The sequence below is a fragment of the Streptomyces sp. VTCC 41912 genome (genome assembly GCF_045799175.1).
Taxonomy (GTDB): domain Bacteria; phylum Actinomycetota; class Actinomycetes; order Streptomycetales; family Streptomycetaceae; genus Streptomyces; species Streptomyces albulus_C.
This window is the reverse complement of the sequence record NZ_JBJMAB010000005.1, coordinates 217539-236569: the sequence shown is the minus strand read 5'-3', so window position 1 is coordinate 236569 and position 19031 is coordinate 217539. Positions and strand designations below refer to the sequence as shown.

22 protein-coding genes and 1 pseudogene are annotated in these 19031 nt (G+C 73.0%); 10 read left to right on the top strand and 13 right to left on the bottom strand.

Going from position 1 to position 19031, the window contains the following annotated elements:
- The first annotated feature begins 16 nt into the window (after positions 1–16).
- The gene (locus ACJ6WD_RS10540; protein ID WP_407615624.1) at positions 17–412 is read left to right on the top strand and encodes a roadblock/LC7 domain-containing protein; all 396 of its coding nucleotides are present in this window, start codon (positions 17–19) and stop codon (positions 410–412) included.
- A gap of 134 nt (positions 413–546) precedes the next feature.
- The gene (locus ACJ6WD_RS10535) at positions 547–921 is read left to right on the top strand and encodes a hypothetical protein (protein WP_016578824.1); all 375 of its coding nucleotides are present in this window, start codon (positions 547–549) and stop codon (positions 919–921) included.
- 4 nt (positions 922–925) lie between these two features.
- Here the strand turns inward: ACJ6WD_RS10535 and ACJ6WD_RS10530 are convergent, their stop codons facing one another.
- Genes ACJ6WD_RS10530 through ACJ6WD_RS10505 form a run of 6 tightly spaced genes read right to left on the bottom strand, consistent with a single transcriptional unit; the run spans position 926 to position 5551 of the window.
- Complete coding sequence (locus ACJ6WD_RS10530) at positions 926–1747, bottom strand: urease accessory protein UreD (RefSeq protein WP_233659051.1); 822 nt, start codon at positions 1745–1747, stop codon at positions 926–928.
- Positions 1744–2439: an urease accessory protein UreG gene (gene ureG / locus ACJ6WD_RS10525; RefSeq protein WP_016578826.1), complete on the bottom strand. Its 696-nt coding sequence runs from the start codon at positions 2437–2439 to the stop codon at positions 1744–1746. The genes ACJ6WD_RS10530 and ureG overlap by 4 nt, the downstream gene beginning before the upstream one ends.
- A 58-nt stretch (positions 2440–2497) precedes the next feature.
- Positions 2498–3172, bottom strand: coding sequence for an urease accessory protein UreF (locus ACJ6WD_RS10520; protein WP_233659050.1), 675 nt, complete (start codon positions 3170–3172; stop codon positions 2498–2500).
- A gap of 33 nt (positions 3173–3205) precedes the next feature.
- Positions 3206–4927 (bottom strand): urease subunit alpha, encoded by a 1722-nt coding sequence (locus ACJ6WD_RS10515; protein ID WP_331246514.1) that lies wholly within the window; start codon positions 4925–4927, stop codon positions 3206–3208.
- A complete protein-coding gene (locus tag ACJ6WD_RS10510) occupies positions 4920–5231 on the bottom strand; it encodes an urease subunit beta (RefSeq protein ID WP_016572109.1) in 312 nt (103 codons plus the stop codon). The genes ACJ6WD_RS10515 and ACJ6WD_RS10510 overlap by 8 nt, the downstream gene beginning before the upstream one ends.
- Before the next feature lie 17 nt (positions 5232–5248).
- Complete coding sequence (locus ACJ6WD_RS10505; protein WP_016572110.1) at positions 5249–5551, bottom strand: urease subunit gamma; 303 nt, start codon at positions 5549–5551, stop codon at positions 5249–5251.
- Between the two features lie 549 nt (positions 5552–6100).
- On the opposite strand from ACJ6WD_RS10505, the gene ACJ6WD_RS10500 reads away from it, so the two are divergent.
- Positions 6101–7030 (top strand): M28 family metallopeptidase, encoded by a 930-nt coding sequence (locus ACJ6WD_RS10500; protein WP_233659079.1) that lies wholly within the window; start codon positions 6101–6103, stop codon positions 7028–7030.
- Positions 7031–7084: 54 nt separating this feature from the next.
- On the opposite strand, the gene ACJ6WD_RS10495 is transcribed toward ACJ6WD_RS10500, so the two are convergent.
- Positions 7085–7399: a type II toxin-antitoxin system Phd/YefM family antitoxin gene (locus tag ACJ6WD_RS10495; protein WP_016572112.1), complete on the bottom strand. Its 315-nt coding sequence runs from the start codon at positions 7397–7399 to the stop codon at positions 7085–7087.
- A gap of 58 nt (positions 7400–7457) precedes the next feature.
- Between ACJ6WD_RS10495 and ACJ6WD_RS10490 the strand changes: the two genes are divergently transcribed.
- From ACJ6WD_RS10490 to ACJ6WD_RS10480, 3 genes are all read left to right on the top strand, one after another.
- Positions 7458–8093: an ATP-dependent Clp protease proteolytic subunit gene (locus ACJ6WD_RS10490; RefSeq protein ID WP_331246515.1), complete on the top strand. Its 636-nt coding sequence runs from the start codon at positions 7458–7460 to the stop codon at positions 8091–8093.
- 6 nt (positions 8094–8099) lie between these two features.
- Positions 8100–8408, top strand: coding sequence for a hypothetical protein (locus ACJ6WD_RS10485; RefSeq protein ID WP_233659047.1), 309 nt, complete (start codon positions 8100–8102; stop codon positions 8406–8408).
- 429 nt (positions 8409–8837) lie between these two features.
- Positions 8838–9326 carry a C40 family peptidase gene (locus tag ACJ6WD_RS10480; RefSeq protein WP_233659046.1) on the top strand — a complete coding sequence of 163 codons (489 nt, stop codon included), beginning with the start codon at positions 8838–8840 and terminating at the stop codon, positions 9324–9326.
- Between the two features lie 13 nt (positions 9327–9339).
- Here the strand turns inward: ACJ6WD_RS10480 and ACJ6WD_RS10475 are convergent, their stop codons facing one another.
- Both ACJ6WD_RS10475 and ACJ6WD_RS10470 read right to left on the bottom strand, forming a co-directional pair.
- Positions 9340–9786, bottom strand: coding sequence for an ATP-binding protein (locus ACJ6WD_RS10475; protein WP_331246516.1), 447 nt, complete (start codon positions 9784–9786; stop codon positions 9340–9342).
- A gap of 279 nt (positions 9787–10065) precedes the next feature.
- Positions 10066–11259: an 8-amino-7-oxononanoate synthase gene (locus ACJ6WD_RS10470; protein WP_331246517.1), complete on the bottom strand. Its 1194-nt coding sequence runs from the start codon at positions 11257–11259 to the stop codon at positions 10066–10068.
- 215 nt (positions 11260–11474) lie between these two features.
- On the opposite strand from ACJ6WD_RS10470, the gene bioB reads away from it, so the two are divergent.
- The 3 genes from bioB (at position 11475) to bioD (ending at position 14757) form a co-directional block, all read left to right on the top strand.
- The gene (gene bioB / locus ACJ6WD_RS10465; RefSeq protein WP_376440745.1) at positions 11475–12626 is read left to right on the top strand and encodes a biotin synthase BioB; all 1152 of its coding nucleotides are present in this window, start codon (positions 11475–11477) and stop codon (positions 12624–12626) included.
- Positions 12619–13923 carry an adenosylmethionine--8-amino-7-oxononanoate transaminase gene (locus tag ACJ6WD_RS10460; RefSeq protein WP_233659042.1) on the top strand — a complete coding sequence of 435 codons (1305 nt, stop codon included), beginning with the start codon at positions 12619–12621 and terminating at the stop codon, positions 13921–13923. The genes bioB and ACJ6WD_RS10460 overlap by 8 nt, the downstream gene beginning before the upstream one ends.
- Before the next feature lie 102 nt (positions 13924–14025).
- Entirely contained in the window at positions 14026–14757 is a 732-nt protein-coding gene (gene bioD / locus ACJ6WD_RS10455) for a dethiobiotin synthase (RefSeq protein WP_233659041.1), read from the top strand.
- Between the two features lie 105 nt (positions 14758–14862).
- Here bioD and ACJ6WD_RS10450 read toward each other — a convergent pair whose 3' ends face one another.
- From ACJ6WD_RS10450 to ACJ6WD_RS10440, 3 genes are read right to left on the bottom strand one after another with little or no spacing between them, the layout of a single operon-like run.
- Entirely contained in the window at positions 14863–15234 is a 372-nt protein-coding gene (locus ACJ6WD_RS10450; protein ID WP_038523872.1) for a hypothetical protein, read from the bottom strand.
- Positions 15231–15518, bottom strand: coding sequence for a hypothetical protein (locus ACJ6WD_RS10445; RefSeq protein ID WP_037632307.1), 288 nt, complete (start codon positions 15516–15518; stop codon positions 15231–15233). The genes ACJ6WD_RS10450 and ACJ6WD_RS10445 overlap by 4 nt, the downstream gene beginning before the upstream one ends.
- Before the next feature lie 23 nt (positions 15519–15541).
- Positions 15542–16498: a LysR family transcriptional regulator gene (locus ACJ6WD_RS10440; RefSeq protein ID WP_331246519.1), complete on the bottom strand. Its 957-nt coding sequence runs from the start codon at positions 16496–16498 to the stop codon at positions 15542–15544.
- Between the two features lie 245 nt (positions 16499–16743).
- Here ACJ6WD_RS10440 and ACJ6WD_RS10435 point away from each other — a divergent pair, with 245 nt between their 5' ends.
- Positions 16744–18225 carry an APC family permease gene (locus ACJ6WD_RS10435; RefSeq protein WP_376440735.1) on the top strand — a complete coding sequence of 494 codons (1482 nt, stop codon included), beginning with the start codon at positions 16744–16746 and terminating at the stop codon, positions 18223–18225.
- A gap of 9 nt (positions 18226–18234) precedes the next feature.
- On the opposite strand, the pseudogene ACJ6WD_RS10430 reads toward ACJ6WD_RS10435, so the two are convergent.
- Positions 18235–18921, bottom strand: a pseudogene (locus tag ACJ6WD_RS10430) (multidrug resistance efflux transporter family protein); the annotation flags it as partial.
- Positions 18922–19031 lie beyond the last annotated feature (110 nt).

The window sequence follows — 19031 nt, the reverse complement described above, 5'->3', positions numbered from 1 at the left end:
GAGCATCAGGAGACCGATGACGAGCGACACCGAAGCGATCACGGCCGGGATCCGGGAGGAACTGCGGGCCCTGCGCGCGCACGTACGGCAGTTGCACGGCGGCATGGTGGCGAGTGCGGACGGCATGGTGATCGCACACGACCTGGCGGACATCGAACCCGACGGCCTGGCCGCGCTCACCGCCGCCGCCATCGGCGTCGCCAAACGGCTGACCGACGCCACCGGGCAGGGCGGCTTCGAGGAGACCCTGACCCGCGGCAGCCGCGGCTACGTCGCGGCGTACGCGGCCGGGAACCGCGCCGTGCTCACCGCCGTGGCGGGCCCGGACACCAACGTCGGGCGGCTCCACCTCCAGGCCCGGCGCGCCGCCGCACGCATCGCGACGCTGCTCGACGCACCGCCGGGCCACTGATCCGACCGAGCCCGACCGGCGGCCTCCCCCGCCGGTCGACGCCCCCGGCCCCGGCCTCCGGCCGGCAGACCGACCACCCCGCACGACGGACATCCAGCGAAACCAAGCGAACCCATGGAAAGGCCCGACCCCTCATGACGCAGATGGAAACCGCTCTCGGCGAAGCGATGTCGACGATCGAGGGCGCGATAGGTGTCGCCCTGGTCGATTACACCAGCGGCATGGCGTTGGCCACGTTGGGCGATCCGCAGTCGTTCGACCTCAACGTCGCGGCGGCCGGCAACACCGACGTGGTGCGCGCCAAACTGCGCACGATGGAGATGCTGGAACTCCAGGGCACCATCGAGGACATGCTGATCACCCTGACCTCGCAGTACCACATCATCCGGCCGGTGACGGGCAAGAACGGCAGCGGTCTCTTCCTGTACCTGGTGTTGGACCGCAAGCGCGCCAATCTCGCGCTGGCGCGCCACCGCCTTGCCCGTCTGGAGGCCGAACTGGAGGTGTGAGGACTCAGCCGGCGGCGGCCTCGTCCAGCAGCCGCCGCAGCGACAGGCCGTCCGGGGCGATCGCGGTGACCAGCGCCGCGGGTCCGGCGATCGGCGCCACGACGGCCTGGCCCACGCTCGGATCGGCGCCGGCCGCGCCGCCGAGCAGTCGGACCTCGACCGGCTTGTCGGCGAACTCCGGTCCGGCGAGCAGGAGTTGGCCGACGGCCCGGTTGCCACCGAGGACCGCGGAGGTGTCCCACCCCGGGGCGCCGGGCCCGTAGGCGGTCTCCTGGTCCAGCAGCGTACGCCCCGCCTGACGAATCGTCAGACGGCTGCGCAGTGCGCCGGTCCGCTCACCGGTGCGGCCCAGGACCTGCTCCTCGCGGAACACCAACCGGGCGGTGGGGGCGAGGTCCACGGTGGTGGTCATCCGCAGGTCGCTGCCCTCGGCGGAGATCAGCGGCTCCGGCAGCCATTCCAGCCGGGCGCCGTCGCCGACCGTCAGGTGGACGTCGTAGGTGGCCAGGTCGCCGGTGCGGCCCGGCAGCGCGACGGTCGCCGCGGCCGCGGTGATCCGCAGCGACGTGCCGGCCTCGGCGGTGGCTTCGATGCGCAGCCGGTCGCCGCCGAGCGGGGCGCTCATGGCCCCGATCAGACAGACCCGGGTCTGGTCGGCGTGCGACTGGATGCGACGGATCGCGAACGGGCCGCCGCCGTCCAGGACCGGCAGCCGGGTGACCCCGTGCGCGTCGGCCCGGGCGACGATGCGGGCGGTGGCCCGCAGACCGCCCGCCGGGAGGGCGGTGGCCTGCGGTGCCGCGGGGCGGGGAACGGTGCGGGTCATGCCTGGGCCGCGGTCCAGTTCGCCAGCTGCGCCCGGACCCACTCGGCGACCGGCTGCACGCCGCCCGGCTGCTTCAGGGCGGTGAAGGCGACGGGGAGTTCGCCGCGCTGGGCCTTGGCGTCGCGGGCCATGCCTTCGAGGTCGACGCCGACGTACGGGGCGAGGTCGGTCTTGTTGATGACCAGCAGGTCGGCGGTGGTGACGCCGGGGCCGCCCTTGCGGGGGATGTCGTCGCCGCCGGCCACGTCGATGACGAAGATCTGGGCGTCGACCAGGCCCTTGGAGAAGGTCGCGGTGAGGTTGTCGCCGCCGGACTCGACCAGGATGAGGTCGAGCGGGCCGACGGTCTCCTCCAGGTCCTCGACGGCTTCGAGGTTGGCGGAGATGTCGTCGCGGATGGCGGTGTGCGGGCAGGCGCCGGTCTCCACGGCGGCGATCCGCTCGGTGGGCAGCACCGCTTCCCGGCGCAGGAACTCGGCGTCCTCGCGGGTGTAGATGTCGTTGGTGACGACCGCGATGGACAGTTCGTCGCGCAGTGCGCGGCACAGGGCGGCGACGGTGGCGGTCTTGCCGGTGCCGACCGGGCCGCCGAGCCCGATCCGCAGCGCGCGGCGGGTGCCGTCGTGACGTACCGGGTCGGCGGCGCTGTAGGTGTGGCGCTCGGGGAAGCCGTCCTGGTGGTCGAGGTGCATGGTGACTCCAGTGGTTCGTGCGGCCGCGGGGTACGCGGCACGGTGGGTGGACGGAAGGTCAGGACGCGAACAGCCGGACCGGCCAGGCGGCGTGTGCTTCGGCGGTGATGTCGAGCAACGGCGCGGAGGCGGCGGGCAGCACGCCCGGACCTTCGGTGACGGCGCGCTGCGCGGCGGCCGCACCCGCTTCCGCGACCTGTTCCAGGTCGACGGTGAGACGGGCGAGGACGGCGGTGGCGTCGAAGGGGTCCAGGCTCAACAGGCGGACCACGGCGGTGGCCGGGCCGCTGATGTTCTCGTAGGCGACCGCGTGCGCGGCGTCCAGCGGCGTCAGACCGGCCGACCGGGCGGCCAGGCCGAGGACGATCGGCTGGTGGGCGCCGCGCGGGCGGGCCGCGGCCAGTGCGTCCAGCTCGGCGCTCGGCCAGGTGGCCCGGGCGGCCCGCATCATCTGCCGGCCGAGCCGGCGGGCGACCTGGCGCAGCGCCGGGACCGGGGTGCGGGCGTCCGCGGCGTCGTCCAGCAGGAGCGGGTCCAGGCCGGCCGCGGCCGCGGCGGCGAGGCCCGCGGCGACCAGTCCGGCGGTGTGCAGCCGCCCCCGGCAGAATGCCTCCAGGGTTGCGGCGTCCTTGATGTGCCCCGCGGTGACGGCCGGTTCGGCGCCGCCCGAGTGGGCGTGCCCTCCGGCGGGGAACCGGCCGTCGGCGAGGACGAGCAGCGCAGCGCGGCTCATCGATGGTGCTCCGGATCTTTCATCGACGGTACATCAGAAGAGGAAGTACCGCTGGGCCATGGGCAGTTCGGCGGCGGGGGCGGGTTCGACCGCCTCGCCGTCGATGGTCACGGTGAAGGTGTCGGGGTCGACGTGGACGCGCGGCAGGGCGTCGTTGTTGCGCATGTCGGCCTTCTTGACGCCGCGGGTGGAGCGGATCGGCTCGAAGGACTTGTCCAGCGGGAGGCGCTCGGAGAGGTTGTCCTCGATGGCCTGCTGGGAGACGAAGTTGAGCGAGTTGCTGCCCGGGGCCTTGCCCATGGCGCCGAACATCGGGCGCGGCAGGACCGGCTGCGGGGTGGGGATGGACGCGTTGGCGTCACCCATCTGCGCGTAGGCGATCTGACCGCCCTTGATGACCAGCTGCGGCTTGACGCCGAAGAACGCCGGGTCCCACAGGACGAGGTCGGCGAGCTTGCCGCTCTCGACCGAGCCGACGACGTGGTCGATGCCCTGGGCGAGGGCCGGGTTGATGGTGTACTTCGCCACGTAGCGCTGGGCGCGGAGGTTGTCCGCGGCACCGTCGCCGGGCAGGGCGCCGCGGCGGCGCTTCATGACGTGCGCGGTCTGCCAGGTCCGCATCACGACCTCGCCGATCCGGCCCATGGCCTGGGCGTCGGAGGACATCATCGAGATGGCGCCGAGGTCGTGCAGGATGTCCTCGGCCGCGATGGTGGAGGGCCGGATCCGGGACTCGGCGAAGGCCAGGTCCTCCGGGACCGCGGGGTTGAGGTGGTGGCAGACCATCAGCATGTCGAGGTGTTCCTCGACGGTGTTGACGGTGTGCGGCCGCGTGGGGTTGGTGGACGCGGGGAGCACGTTGGGCTCGGAGACCATCGCGATCATGTCGGGGGCGTGACCGCCACCGGCGCCCTCGACGTGGAACGCGTGGAGGGAGCGGCCGGCGATGGCGGCGATGGTGTCGCCGAGGAAGCCGGCCTCGTTCAGGGTGTCGGTGTGGATCGCGAGCTGGGCGCCGCTCTCCTCGCACACCCGCAGACAGGCGTCGAGGACGGCGGGGGTGGCGCCCCAGTCCTCGTGGATCTTGAAGCCGAGGACGCCGGCGCGCAGCTGGTCGCGCATCGACGGCAGGGACATGGTGTTGCCCTTGCCGAGGAGACCGACGTTGACCGGCAGGTTGTCCATCGCCTCGAAGAGCCGGGCGATGTGCCAGGAACCGGGGGTGATGGTGGTGGCCTTGCTGCCCTCGGCGGGACCGGTGCCACCGCCGATCATGGTGGTGATGCCCGCGGCGAGCGCCTCGTCCGCCTGCTGGGGGCAGATGAAGTGGACGTGGGTGTCGATGCCGCCGGCGGTGAGGATCTTGCCGTTGCCGGCGATGATCTCGGTCTCCGGGCCGATCACCAGGTCGGGGTGGACGCCGTCCATGGTGTCGGGGTTGCCGGCCTTGCCCAGCGCGGTGATCTTGCCGTCGCGGATGCCGACGTCGGTCTTGACGATGCCCCAGTGGTCGAGGACCACGGCACCGGTGATCACGGTGTCCGGGGCGCCCTCGGCGCGCGTGACGCGGGACTGGCCCATCGACTCGCGGATCACCTTGCCGCCGCCGAAGACCGCCTCGTCACCGGCGCGGCCGGGACCGCCGGAGCGGTCCTCGCTGATCTCGATGACCAGGTCGGTGTCGGCGAGCCGGATCCGGTCGCCGGCCGTGGGGCCGAACAGGTCGGCGTACTCCTGGCGGGTCAGTTCAGCCATCGAGGGGACCTCCGGTCTCACCGCGCAGGCCCACGACGATCCGCTTGCCCCCGATGGGGACCAGCTCGACCTCGGTGGGGATGCCGGGCTCGAAGCGCACGGCGGAGCCGGCGGCGACGTTCAAGCGCTTGCCTTGCGCGGCCGCGCGGTCGAAGTCGAGGCCGGGATTGGCCTCGGCGAAGTGGTAGTGGGAACCGACCTGGACGGGGCGGTCGGCGGAGTTGAGGACGGTCATGCGCGTGAGGGGGAGGCCTTCGTTGAGGCGCACCGGCTCGTCGGCGTAGAGGATCTGTCCCGGGATCATTGTCTGCTCTCCCGTGGTCAGTTGATGGGTTCGTGAACGGTGACGAGCTTGGTGCCGTCGGGGAAGGTCGCCTCGACCTGGACGTCGTGGATCATCTCCGGGACGCCTTCCATGACGTCGTCGCGCGCGAGCACCTTGCGCCCGGAGGACATGAGCTCGGCGACGGTACGCCCGTCCCGCGCCCCTTCAAGGATGTGCACAGTCAGCAGGGCGATGGCCTCGGGGTGGTTGAGCTTCAACCCCCGGGCCCGCCGCTTTTCGGCCACGTCTGCCGCCACATGAATCAACAACCGTTCCTGCTCATGCGGGGTCAGTTGCATACGTTCCACCTCACAGGTTTTCACCCGGGCGCATTTGCCCAGGTCACAGGCATCGACACACCTGTGTCGTTAGATGTACCACACAGTGTTTAAAGGCGAAGCAAACCGACTTCCAGTAATTGACCATCAACTTCCCCATCGCGGAAGGCTAGTTCGGCGAGATTTCGACGCCGTTACGTCCGCCGACACATTCCGTGACCCCTGTCGCGCCTGAGGCAACACAACGGAAATCACTGCGCGTTACGGGGTGGCGACCGGATTCGGGGGCATCGTCACTGGTCCGGGGCCCGAAGGTTGTACGGAATCATGGTGGCGAATTCCACACCCTCAACCCCCTTCCGGAATACGGAAAAAGGAGCGGGCGCGAGGTAATCAATCGGTATTAACTCCCCAAATCAGACGCACATTCCGATGCACGAACGCGGGTGTCCGGTATCCGCTCTTGACGAAATTCAAACGGGCTCGTAATCCTCATGCACGCGTCAAGATTTCCGCTGCGCTTCACCCCCCACAACAGCATCGGAGCCCCCAGTGACTCGTTCGTCCCGTATGCGCCGCGCCGCGCTCGCCGCCGGCGCCTGCACCGCCGTCGCCGCCCTGTTGGGCACCGCCGCGGTCGCCCAGGCCACCTCCCCCACGACGCAGGCCGCACCGGACATCCCGGTCGCCGCCGTCAAGGCGCACCTGGACAAGCTCCAGTCCATAGCCGACGCCAACGGCGGCAACCGCGCCCACGGCCAGGCCGGCTACCAGGCGTCGGTCGACTACATCAAGGGCACGTTGGACGCGGCGGGCTTCACCACCAGCGTCCAGGAGTTCAGCAGCGGCGGCGCGAAGGGCTACAACCTCGTCGCCGACTGGCCCGGCGGCGCCGAGGACGCAACGGTGATGGCCGGCGCACACCTCGACTCGGTCGACGCGGGCCCCGGCATCAACGACAACGGCTCCGGCTCGGCCGGCATCCTGGAGGTCGCACTGGCGGTCTCCCGGGAACACCTCAAGCCCACCAAGCACCTGCGGTTCGCCTGGTGGGGCGACGAGGAGGACGGCATGGTCGGCTCCCGCCACTACGTCGACGCCCTCGGCGCCGACCGGTCGAAGATCTCCGCGTACCTCAACTTCGACATGATCGGGTCGCCCAACCCCGGCTACTTCGTCTACGACGACGACGCCAAGCTGGAGAAGGTCTTCAAGGACTGGTTCGCCGCGAAGAACATCGCCACCGAGCGGGAGACCGAGGGCGACGGCCGGTCCGACCACGCCTCCTTCAAGGACGCCGGCATCCCGGTCGGCGGACTCTTCTCCGGCGCCGACTACATCAAGACCGACGCCCAGGCGAAGGCGTGGGGCGGCACCGCGGGCAAGGCGTTCGACGCCTGCTACCACCGGTCCTGCGACACGTCCAAGAACATCGACGACACCGCCCTGCACAACCACACCGACGCCATCGCCAACGCCATCTGGCAGCTCAGCTCCTGACGCCGGACCCGCGCTGACGGCCGCCGCACCGCGCGGCCGTCGGCCTTCCGCGCCTCACGTCTCCCGACCCGGTCGCCGATCCCCGGCGGCCGGGTCGCGGTGTTCCGCCGCGATGCCGAAGCGCCGCTGTTCGCCCGCAGCGGACTCCGGGTGCCGCACGGACGACACCGTGCTGATCACCTCCGCCTGCTCCGCGGCCGCCTCCTGCCGCCCCAGTTCCTCAAGTCGCTCCAGGTCAGCGGCGGACACCAGCGCCACGAGGGGCTTGCCGTGCCGGGTCACGACCACCCGCTCACCGCCGTAGACGACGCGGTTGATCAGATCCGCGAGTTCGGCCCGGGCTTGCGTCACCGGAATTTCGTAGGCCATGCTCCCATTCTAACGGGATGTACGTCCTGTACATTTTTTACAGAGGAAGGGGCCAGTCATGCTGCCGACGACGGCGCGCCACGTCCTGCCGGAATTCACCGAGCGCGACAGCTCGGGGACACGGACGTCGGACCCGTACTCCAAGCTGCTCGGCGAGCGGATCGTCTTCCTGGGGACGCCGATCGACGACGCCTGTGCCAACGACGTGATGGCCCAGCTCGTCCACCTCGAACACGCCGCGCCGGAGCGGGACATCTCGCTCTACATCAACTCGCCCGGCGGCTCGTTCACCGCGGTGTGCGCGATCTACGACACGATGCGCTACGTCTCGTGCGACGTGGAGACGGTCTGCCTGGGACAGGCGGTCTCGGGGGCCGCGGTCCTCCTGGCCGCCGGCACGCCGGGCAAGCGCCTGGCCCTCCCGCACGCCCGGATGATGATCCATCAGCCGTCGTTGGGCGAGCCGGTCCAGGGCCAGGCCGACGACCTGCGGATCCGGGCCGAGGAGTTGCTGCGCACCCGCGACAGGCTGACCGAGATGCTGGCCGAACACACCGGCCGGAGCCGCGAACGGATCGCCGCGGACATCGAACGGGACACCTTCTTCGACGCACCCGCCGCCCAGGAGTACGGCCTGATCGACGCCCTCACCCGCGGGCGCAAGCGCACGCCCCTGCTCCCCGCCGGGCGGTGATTTGCGGTGCTGCCGCCGGAACTGCCGCCGCTGCCCGCGCTGACCCGGGCCGAGGGCGCACTGATCGACAGCTACTTGGAGATCCTCGACCTGTTGGGGCGCATCAACCCGGCCCGCGGCGGCACGACGTACGGCGGACTGCGCGCGGCCCAGGCGCTGGTCGGCAAGTCCGCCGAACTGCGGGACGCGCTGGCGCTGATGCACGACCGCGGGGAGAGCGAACTGCACACCGCGCCCCTGGGCCGGGCGCTGCGGGTCCTGGACGGGGAGCGCCGGGCGCGGCGGGTGACGGTGCCGCCGCAGGACGCCGTCTGACCCGGCCCCCGACCGGCGCGCGCGGGAGCCGGACGGGCCCCGGCACGGGGTGCGTCGCGGGGTGCGTCGCGGCGGCGGGCGGCGGGCGCGAGGGGGACACGTACGGCTCCGAAGTGCGCATACGGCGTAGTGCGCGCGGCTGCGGTAAGGGGGCGAGGAATTGCGCGGGTCGGCGAGATTTCCCGCCCCCCTTGGGTTTCGGCGCTGGTCCCGGCCCCGGCCTCACGGCCGAAACTGGCGTATATGACATAGAACCACTCATTAGGGTCAAGCGTGACCAATGTCACACACTGCAATTTCAGCTCGGAAATCGGGTGGGCGGTGCGTGACGATCCCTTTCGACGACAAGCCCCCGCCACAGCGACGGGGCGGTCCGGACGACCCGTTATTCCGCCGTCATCCGGATCACCGGCTGACGAAGGGTTGCGCATGACCATGCGCGAGCAGCTGCCGCACCTCCTGGTGCGCGCCGGCACCGTCTCCGCCCTCACCCTGGCCACCCTGGGCGGCCCCGCGGCGGCCCCGGGGGCCGCTGCCCCGGGGGCCGCCGCGGAGGCCCAATTGGCGGCCGTCTCCGCCAAGGCCCTGCGGATCGCCGCCTCCAAGCAGGGCGCACCGTACAAGTGGGGCGCCCAGGGGCCCGACAGCTTCGACTGCTCGGGGCTGACGCTCTACTCGTACCGGCGCGCCGGGCGGGCCCTGCCCCGCACCGCGGCGCAGCAGTACCGCCACACCGAGCACGTCTCGCGCTCCTCGCGGCGGGGCGGCGACCTGGTCTTCTTCCATTCCGGAAAAGGGGTTTACCACGTCGGCATCTACGCCGGCGACGACCGGATCTGGCATGCGCCGAAGGCCGGCACGGTGGTGCGGCTGGAGCGGATCTGGAGCCGCGCCGTCTGGTACGGGCGGGTGCGCTGACCCGCGGCGGCGATCAGGCGCCGGCGGGCCGGCCGGGCTCCGACCCGGGCCACGGCACGGTCACCCAGACCGTCTTGCCGCCGGCCGCGACCGGCTCGACCCAGAGCCGGCCGCCCCGTTCGGCCGCCAGCGAGCGGATGATGACCAGGCCCCGGCCGTTGTCCTGCTGCACCGCGGCGGGCAGTCGGCGCGGCGGGCGGGAGAGGCCGTCGGTCACGCCCAGGCACAGGTGTTCCTCGCGCTCCAGGCGGAGCTCGACGGTGAAGGCCGGGGACCTGCCGCGGGTGTGCTGGACGGCGTTGGTGGCGAGTTCGGAGACGATCAGCAGCAGATCGTCGGTGGCGGCCGATCCGGGCGGCAGGCCCCATCGGGCGAGGACCTGTCGGACGTGTCCGCGGGCGGCGGCGACCGAGTCGGCCAGGCTCGGCAGGGTGCGGGTGGACTCCTGGTGGTCTGCCATGACGACGCCGTCCCTTTCCCACCGAGGCGCCGCTGCGGTCCGCTGGTCGGCCGGGATGCCGGCCGGGGTGCCGACGGCGTCGGATGTGTACTGTGCGCCAGACTGCCACCCATGCTGCCGGTGTGGTGGGTGATCGCCCAACATATACGGAGTTCTGTCGCGAATCCCTCCCCCGATGCGGTGAACTGTGCTGCGGCAGACGGCGTTTGGGGTGTATGGGGCGTGCGGTGCGGCGCCACGGCCCGAAGGGTGCGGCGCCGCCGGCGTCGGGTGACGGCTTCAGGCCACCGGCGCGGTCGCCACGACGATGCCCACCGCCGTGGCGATCTGGGCGTCCGTCAGGTCCGCCCGCGCGGTGAGCCGGAGCCGGGAGATCCCGTCGGGCACCGACGGCGGGCGGAAGCAGCCGACCGCCAGCCCGGCCGCCCGGCAGTCCGCGGCCCAGCGGACCGCCGCCTCCGGGGAGGGCGCGCGCACCGCGATCACCGCGGCGTCCGGACGGACCGCGGTCAGGCCCGCCGCGGTGAGCCGGGCGTGCAGCTCCCGCGCCACCTGCCGGACCCGGGCGGGCCGGTGCGGTTCGCGCCGCAGCAGCCGCAGGGCGGCGAGCGCGGCACCGGTCGACGCCGGGGCCAGCCCGGTGTCGAAGATGAACGAGCGGGCGGTGTTGACCAGGTGTTCGATGACCCGGGCCGGGCCGAGGACCGCGCCGCCCTGCGCGCCGAGGGACTTGGAGAGGGTCACGGTCGCCACCACGTCGGCGTCCCCGGACAGCCCGGCCGCCCACAGCGCGCCCCGGCCCCCGTCGCCCAACACGCCGAGCCCGTGCGCGTCGTCGACCAGCAGCGCGGCGTCCCGGGTCCGGCAGGCTTCGGCGAGTGCGGGCAGCGGCGCGGCGTCACCGTCGACGGAGAAGACCGCGTCGGTGAGCACCAGCGCCCGGCCGTGGTGCCCGGCCAGCGCGGTGCGCACAGCTGTCGGATCGGCGTGCGGGACGACGGTGGTGCGGGCCCGGGAGAGCCGGCAGCCGTCGATGAGGGAGGCGTGGTTGCCGGCGTCGGAGACCACCAGGGTGCCGGGGGCGGTCAGCGCGGTGACCGCGGCGAGGTTGGCGGTGTAGCCGGAGGACAGCACCAGGGCCGCCTCGAATCCGCAGAACTCGGCGAGTTCGTACTCCAGTTGGGCGTGGAGTTCGGTGCTGCCGGTCACCAGCCGGGAGCCGGTCGCGCCGGCACCCCACCCTTCGGCCGCCTCGGCCGCGGCGCGCGTCACCTCGGGGTGCCGGGCCAGTCCGAGGTAGTCGTTGCCGGCCAGGTCGAGCACCGGCGAGTCGGCGGGCCGGGGCCGCAGGGTGCGGACCAGGCCGGCGCGGTGGCGTGCGGCGCGGGCGTCGTCGATCCAGTCGAACGCCGCGCCGGAGGCCGGCCGGGGGGCCGCGGCGGACGGCAGCGGTGGGGCGGGGTCCTGCAGCATCGGCGTCCTTCGTCGGTGGGTGGCGGGAGCGGGCCCGGCAACGCGCCGGGCGCCCGCTCCCGGCAACGGGCCGGTAGCGCCTCGATTGTGGGCTGTCGATAGACGTTAGCGGTCGTTCCGCACCCAGACGGTGTGGTGATGCACACACCCCGATCACCGGGCATTGTGGGAATCCTCCTTGGCCGGGGGCCGGGACGTACGCCAGGATCATCGCCATGGACCTGCTGAACACACTGGTGGACAAGGGACTGCGGCGCGAGGTGCCGACCCGTGACGAGGCGCTCGCCGTACTGGCGACGACCGACGACGAACTGCTCGACGTGGTGGCCGCGGCGGGGAAGGTCCGCCGCGCGTGGTTCGGGCGGCGGGTCAAGCTCAACTACCTCGTCAACCTCAAGTCGGGCCTGTGCCCGGAGGACTGCTCGTACTGCTCCCAACGGCTGGGCTCGAAGGCGGAGATCCTCAAGTACACCTGGCTCAAGCCCGACGACGCCTCGAAGGCGGCCGCGGCCGGGGTGGCCGGCGGTGCCAAGCGGGTCTGCCTGGTCGCCAGTGGCCGGGGGCCCACCGACAAGGACGTGGACCGGGTCTCGGAGACCATCGCCGCCATCAAGGAGCAGAACGAGGGCGTCGAGGTCTGCGCCTGCCTGGGCCTGTTGAACGACGGCCAGGCGGAGCGGCTGCGCGCGGCGGGCGCCGACGCCTACAACCACAATCTCAACACCTCGGAAGCCACCTACGGCGACATCTGCACCACGCACGACTTCTCCGACCGGGTGGAGACCGTCCAGCAGGCCCAGGCGGCGGGGATGTCCGCCTGCTCCGGACTGATCGCGGGCATGGGCGAGAGCGACGCCGACCTGGTCGACGTGGTGTTCGCGCTGCGCGAGTTGGACCCGGACTCGGTGCCGGTGAACTTCCTGATCCCGTTCGAGGGCACCCCGCTGGCCAAGGAGTGGAACCTCACCCCGCAGCGCTGCCTGCGGATCCTGGCGATGGTCCGCTTCGTCTGCCCGGACGTGGAGGTCCGGCTGGCCGGCGGCCGCGAGGTGCACCTGCGCAGCCTCCAGCCGCTCGCCCTGCACCTGGTCAACTCCATCTTCCTGGGCGACTACCTGACCAGCGAGGGCCAGGCCGGCAAGGACGACCTGGCGATGATCGCGGACGCCGGGTTCGAGGTGGAGGGCGCCGACACCACCACGCTGCCGGCGCACCGCAGGCCGGCGGAGGACGGCGCGGACGCCGTGGACGCGGAGCCGGAGGCCACCGCGGAGGCCGCCGTCCCCGCCCCCGCCGAGGAGGCCCGTCGCGATCTGGTCGCGGTGCGCCGCCGCGGCGCCGGCACCGACCTGCCGCCCAATGCCTGAGCCGCTCACCCCCGACGCGCTGCTGGCACTGGACCGGCAGCACGTCTGGCACCCGTACGGGCCGATGCCCGGCCGGAGCGAGCCGCTGCTGGTCGAGTCGGCCAGCGGCGTGCGGCTGCGGCTGGGCCGGCCGGCCGAGGGCCACTCCGAGCTGGTGGACGGGATGTCGTCGTGGTGGTCGGCGGTGCACGGCTACAACCACCCGGTGCTCAACGACGCGGCCCGCGGCCAGTTGGGGCGGATGAGCCACGTGATGTTCGGCGGGCTCACCCACGAGCCCGCGGTGCGGCTGGCCAAGCGGCTGGTGGACATCACGCCCGATGCGCTCCAGCACGTCTTCCTCGCCGACTCCGGTTCGGTGTCGGTCGAGGTGGCGGTCAAGATGTGCCTGCAGTACTGGCGTTCACGCGGCGAACCGGGCAAGCAGCGGCTGCTGACCTGGCGCGGCGGCTACCACGGCGACACCTGGCAGCCGATGTCGGTGTGCGACCCGGACGGCGGGATGCACCACCTGTGGCAGGGCGTACTGCCCCAACAGGTCTTCGCCGAGGCGCCGCCGGCCGGATTCGACGCCCCGCCGGACGCCGGGTACGCGGCGCACCTGCGGGAGCTGATCGGCCGGCACGCCGACGAGTTGGCGGCGGTGGTCGTGGAGCCGGTGGTGCAGGGCGCGGGCGGGATGTCCTTCCACTCCCCCGCCTACCTGCGGGTGCTGCGGGAAGCCTGTGACGCCCACGGCGTGCTGCTGGTCTTCGACGAGATCGCCACCGGATTCGGCCGTACGGGCCGCCTGTTCGCGGCCGGGCACGCCGGCGTCACACCGGACGTGATGTGCGTGGGCAAGGCCCTGACCGGCGGATACCTCACCCTCGCGGCGACGCTGTGCACCGCGGAGGTGGCCGAGGGGATCTCCCGCGGCGAACTTCCGGTGCTGGCGCACGGCCCCACGTTCATGGGCAATCCGCTGGCCGCCGCGGTCGCCGAGGCGTCGATCGAACTGCTGCTGTCCCAGGACTGGGCGCAGGAGGTCACCCGGATCGAGACCGGGCTGCGGGCCGGGTTGGCACCCGCCGCGGAGCTGCCCGGGGTGCGCGACGTGCGCGTCCTGGGCGCCATCGGCGTGGTCCAGCTGGACCACGAGGTGGACATGGCCGCCGCGACCCGGGCCGCCGTCCGGGAGGGCGTCTGGCTGCGCCCGTTCCGGGACCTGATCTACACCATGCCGCCGTACATCACCGGCGACGAGGACGTGGCGCGGATCTGCGCCGCGGTGCGCGCGGCCGCCCGCGAGGGCTGAACCCCGCCCGGGCGGTGGGGTGGGGGCGGATCACGGTTCCGCCCCCACCCCGTCCCACCGCCTGCACCCCCCACCACCAGCGCAGAGTTCGGAGGCACACCCATGGCGGTGTTGTTCGTGACCGGTACCGGCACCGAGGTCGGCAAGACCGTGACCACCGCGGCGGTCGCCGCGGCGGCGCTCCGGCAGGGCCGCTCGGTCGCGGTGCTCAAGGCCGCGCAGACCGGTGTCGCCCCGGCCGAGCCGGGCGACGCCGCCGAGGTCGAGCGGCTGGCGGGTGCGCTCACCGTCGCCGAACTCGCCCGGTTCCCCGAGCCGTTGGCGCCCGAGACCGCGGCCCGGCGGGCGGGGCTGCCGCCGGTGCGTCCGGCGGAGATCGCCGAGGCCGCGGCGAAGCTGGCCGCCTCGCACGACCTGGTCCTGGTCGAGGGCGCCGGCGGGCTGCTGGTCCGCTTCGACGACGAAGGGAACACCCTCGCCGACGCCGCGCGCCTGGCCGGCGCGCCCGTCCTGGTCGTCGTGCAGGCCGGCCTCGGTACCCTCAACACCACGGCGCTGACCGCGCTGGCGCTGCGCACGCACGGCCTCGACTGCCCCGGCGTCGTCGTCGGCAGCTGGCCGGCCGAGCCCGACCTCGCGGCCCGCTGCAACCTGCACGACCTGCCGACGGCGGCGGGCGCCCCGCTGCTGGGCCTGGTGCCCGAGGGCGCCGGCGCCCTGCCTCCGCACGCCTTCCGCGCCGCCGCCCCCGCCTGGCTGGCACCGGAACTGGGCGGCACGGGCGCCTTCGCCGAACCGGCCACCGCCGCCGAAGCGGCTGCCGGCGCCCGGTGATTCCCGCACCGGCGCGGGAGGACGGGCCGCTGCCGGCGCGGGGGCTGCACCCGGCACCGTCACGCGGCGCGCGGGCTGAGCGGTGGGGGGGCGGTGGTGGGCGGGTCAGACCGTCCAGGTGCGGAGTTCGTCGGCGATGGCGCGGACGTCGGTGGTGCCGTCCTTGACCATCCGGGCGAGATCACGGACCTGCTCGGGCGAGGTGGTGACCTTCAGCCCGCTGGCGACCAGGAAGCCATAGGCGACGGCGCTCGCGAACATGGCGTTGGAGCGCTCCAACGCCGGGACGTGGAGCAGGAGTTGCAGCAGGGCCGCGGCGCGGTCCTGGGGCTCGGGGTAGACGGGGACGCCGAATATCTCGGCTTCGTGGCGGCCGACCGCGGCCATCAGGGCGCCCCAGTCGGTGACCTGGGGATCGCCGGGGGTGTGCTGTTCGGCGACGAGGAGGAGCCAGGCGAGATCGATGCGCAATGTCACGTTGTGCCCGGCTGTCCTTCCCGGTGGGGTGCGGCCTCCTGGTCGGGGGCGGATCGGAGGCGGTCCGGGCCGGGGTCGAGGCCGAACTCCTCGGCGAAGACCCGCTCGTACTGCCGCATGAAGTCCGCGGCGGCCTCGACGAAGGTCTGGCCGACCTCGCCGGCGTCCTTGAGGACCAGTTCCTCGATATAGCGGTTCACGCTGACTCCCCGCTGGAGGGCGCGCTCCCGCGCCGCTTCGGCGGTGGCTTCGTCCACCCGGACGTTCAACTGCGTTTTCGCCACCCCTCCACGCTAGCGCGGATCCGCTAGCACCGGCAAGGGTCGTCGTCCTCGGTGTCCCCGGCGCCACCGTCGGGCTCCCCCGGCCAGTGCCGCACTTCGCGCAGCAGCTCCAGGAACGCCCGTTCCGCGGGGGACAGCAGGCGGTCGCGGCGGCGCACGAGGCTGATCGGGCGGGGCTGCGGGGCGGGGGTGACCGGCAGCGCGGCGAGGGTGCCGGCGCGCAGTTCGTCGACGACGGCGTGTTCGGAGATCAGGGCCAGGCCCGTCCCGGCCGCGACGCACCGCTTGACCGCTTCCGGCCCCCAGATGTCGGCGTGCGGGGCGGCGGCCAGCCCCCAGTCGGCGAGCACCCGCTCCTGGAGGGCGCGGGTCTGCGAGCCCGGTTCGCGGAGCAGGAAGCGCGGGCCGTCGGCGGACAGGTCGGCCGGGGTGACGGTGGTGCGGTCGGCGAGCGGGTGGCCCGGGGCGGCGATCAGCACCAGGTGCTCGTCGAGGACCGACTCCACGACCAGGCGGTCGCCGAGCGGGGTGCCGGCCACCACCGCGATGCCGATGCCGCCGGCCAGCAGTCGTTCCTGGACGGCCTCGTAGTTGCCGACGAAGACGTCGCAGTCGATGGCGGGATGACGCCGCTGGTAGCGGGCGAGGAGGGCGGGCAGCAGATAGGTGCCCACCGTCGTCGAACCGCCGACCAGGAGCCGTCCGGTGACCAGCCCGCTGACCTGCCGGACGGCGGCCACCGCCTCCTCCGCCAGCAGGAAGACCCGCTTGCCGTACTCGGCGAGCACCTCGCCCTCGGCGGTGGGCCGGGCGCGGGTGCCGGAGCGGTCGATGAGGGTGACCCGGAGCGACTGTTCGAGCCGGCGCACCTGGTTGGAGACCGAGGGCTGGCTCATGTAGAGCTTCTGGGCCGCGGCGGAGAAGCCCTGGTGCTCGACCACCTGCATGAAGATCCACAGCCGGTGGAGGTTGAGTTCCACGGCCCTCCCTCGGTACGCGGTGCGGGGCGCGCCGGGCGCCGTGGGGAAGCGCCATGATCGACTACCCGTCGACCCTAACCGGGTGCGCCCATCGGGGACAGGGGCCGGGCGACCCGGGCCATCGGGGCGACCGGCGCGTTCCGCCCGTCGCGCCGCCACCGGGCGGGCCGGGCGGATGCCGCACGATGTGATCCGCCGGGCGGCCGGACCGGTCGCCCGCCCCGCCCTCCGGAGGTGCGCCGCCCGTGTCCGTCCCCGCCCCCGTCCCGCACCTGCGGCGCAGCCTGCGCCGGTTCGACATCATGGCGATGGGCGTCGCCGCGGTGGTCTCGTTCGACGTGATCGGGCAGATCGCGGCGGGCGGCGGGCAGGCCGTCGTGTGGATCGCGGCGCTGGCGGTGGTGTTCCTGCTGCCGTACGCGCTGCTGTTCGCCGAGACCGGGGCCGCCTTCCCGCAGGAGGGCGGCCCGTACGTGTGGGTGGACGTGGCGTTCGGGCGGCTGCCGGCCGCGCTGACGACGATGTTCTACTGGGTCACCAACCCGGTCTGGTTGGGCGGTTCGCTGGTGTTCCTGGCCGCCCAGGCGTGGAACGGCTTCGTCTTCCCGCTGGGTTCCGGCACCGTCGCGGACTACCTCTTCAAACTGGTCTTCATCTGGGCCGCCATCCTCACCGCGGTGATCTCGCTGCGCCGCGGCAAGTGGATCACCACCGCGGGGGCCGCGGCCAAGGTCCTGGCGCTGGCCTTCTTCACCGCCACGGCGGTCGCCTACGGCGTCCAGCACGGTTTCCGCGGGCTGGCGGAGGCGCACTTCTCCCCCACCGCGGTCGGGTTCCTGGCGCTGGTGCCGGTGTTGCTCTTCGCCTACGTCGGCTTCGAGGCGCCGAACGCGGCCGGTGACGAGATGGTCGATCCGCAGCACGACGTGCCGGCGGCGATCGGGGTGTCCGGCGCCATCGCCGCCGCCTGCTACCTGCTGCCGGTGGCGGCGATCCTGTCGGCCGCGCCGCCGGGCCGGATCACCGGGATCGGCGGGTTCATGGACGCCGCGGAGCTGGTCTTCGGGGTGTACGGGAGCTGGCGCGGGCCGCTGTTGACCGGCGTCGCGGTGCTGTTCGCGGTGGCGCTGCTGACCCAGGGCAGCGCCTGGATGATCGTCGCCGACCGGATGCAGGCGATGGCGGCGGCCGACGGCGGGTTCTTCACCCGGGCGCTGGGCGCCTTCCACCCACGGCTGGGCACCCCGGTCCGGATGAACCTGCTGTCCGGTGTGACCGCCACCGCCTTCATGCTCGCCGCCATGCACCTGGCGCACGGTGACGCCTCGGCCGTCTTCGGGGTGGTGCTGTCGGTGGCGATCACCACGCTGCTGCTGTCGTACCTGGCGGTGATCCCCGCGCTGTTGGCGCTCCGGCTGCGCCACCGCGAGGTGCCCCGCCCCTACGAGGTCCCGTTCGGCACCCGGGGCTTCACTCTCGCCGCGCTGGTGGTCTACGCCTGGATCGTGCTGGGCTCATGGGTGGCGCTGTTCCCCGGCACGCTGGAGGCTGCGGTCGGGATCCCGTACCGCTTCCGGGCGGTGTGGGGCGTCTCGCGGCTCACCTTCGAGGCGTTCACCCTGGGCACCGTCGTCCTGCTGCTGGCGGTCGCCGGGGCGGGGTACGTGGCCCAGCGCGTGCGCGCACAGCCCGGCGACGATCAGCGCCAGTCCGGTCCAGCCGGCTAGCCCGGGCGCCGCGAGTCCGGTCAGCAGCGCCTCGCCGAGCAGGGTGAACGGCACCTCGGCCGCCTGGGTGGCCTCGACGGCGCCGAGGGCGGCGGGGTGGTGCCGCACCTGGTCGGTGGCTCGGAAGAAGAGCGTGGTGGCCACCACGCCGGAGAGCAGCGCGACGATCAACGACTGCACCAACTGCCCTTCGGAGGGCGGGCGTTGGGTGACCGCGGCGGTGCCGGCGAGCGCCAGCCACAGCGGTAGCGAGCCGAGCGTCATCGCGAGGGTGCGCTGCACCCCGTCCAGACCGTCCAGGCCGAGCAGCCGGCGGTTGCCGAGGGGGTAGGCGATCGCGGCGAGCAGTACCGGCAGCACCACCCGCAGCCCGTCCCCGACCCCGGTGCCGCCGGCCTGCCCGAGCTGGCTGAGGACCACGCCCACCACGATCAGCACCGAGACGCCGAGGGTGCGCAGCGGGACCCGGCCGCCGCCCAGCGCGCCGAGGGCGATGCCGGTGACGATCACCAGCTGCCAGGTGGCGGCCACCAGCCAACCGGCGCCGTGCTCGCCGGCCCAGGTCAGCGGCGCGTAGAAGAGTCCGAAGCCGATCGTCGACCAGAGCAGCCAGTGTCCCGGGCGGGCCCGCAGGCTGCGGAACACCGCGGGGAGTCCGCCGCGCAGGGCGACGAGGGCGAGCAGCGGCACGGTCATGAGCAGGTAGCGCAGGCTCGCGCTCCACATCCAGGAGCCGCCGGCCACGCTCATCGTGCGGTTGAGCACGAAGGTGGTGGCGAAGCAGGCCGCGGCGAGGAGGCCGAGGC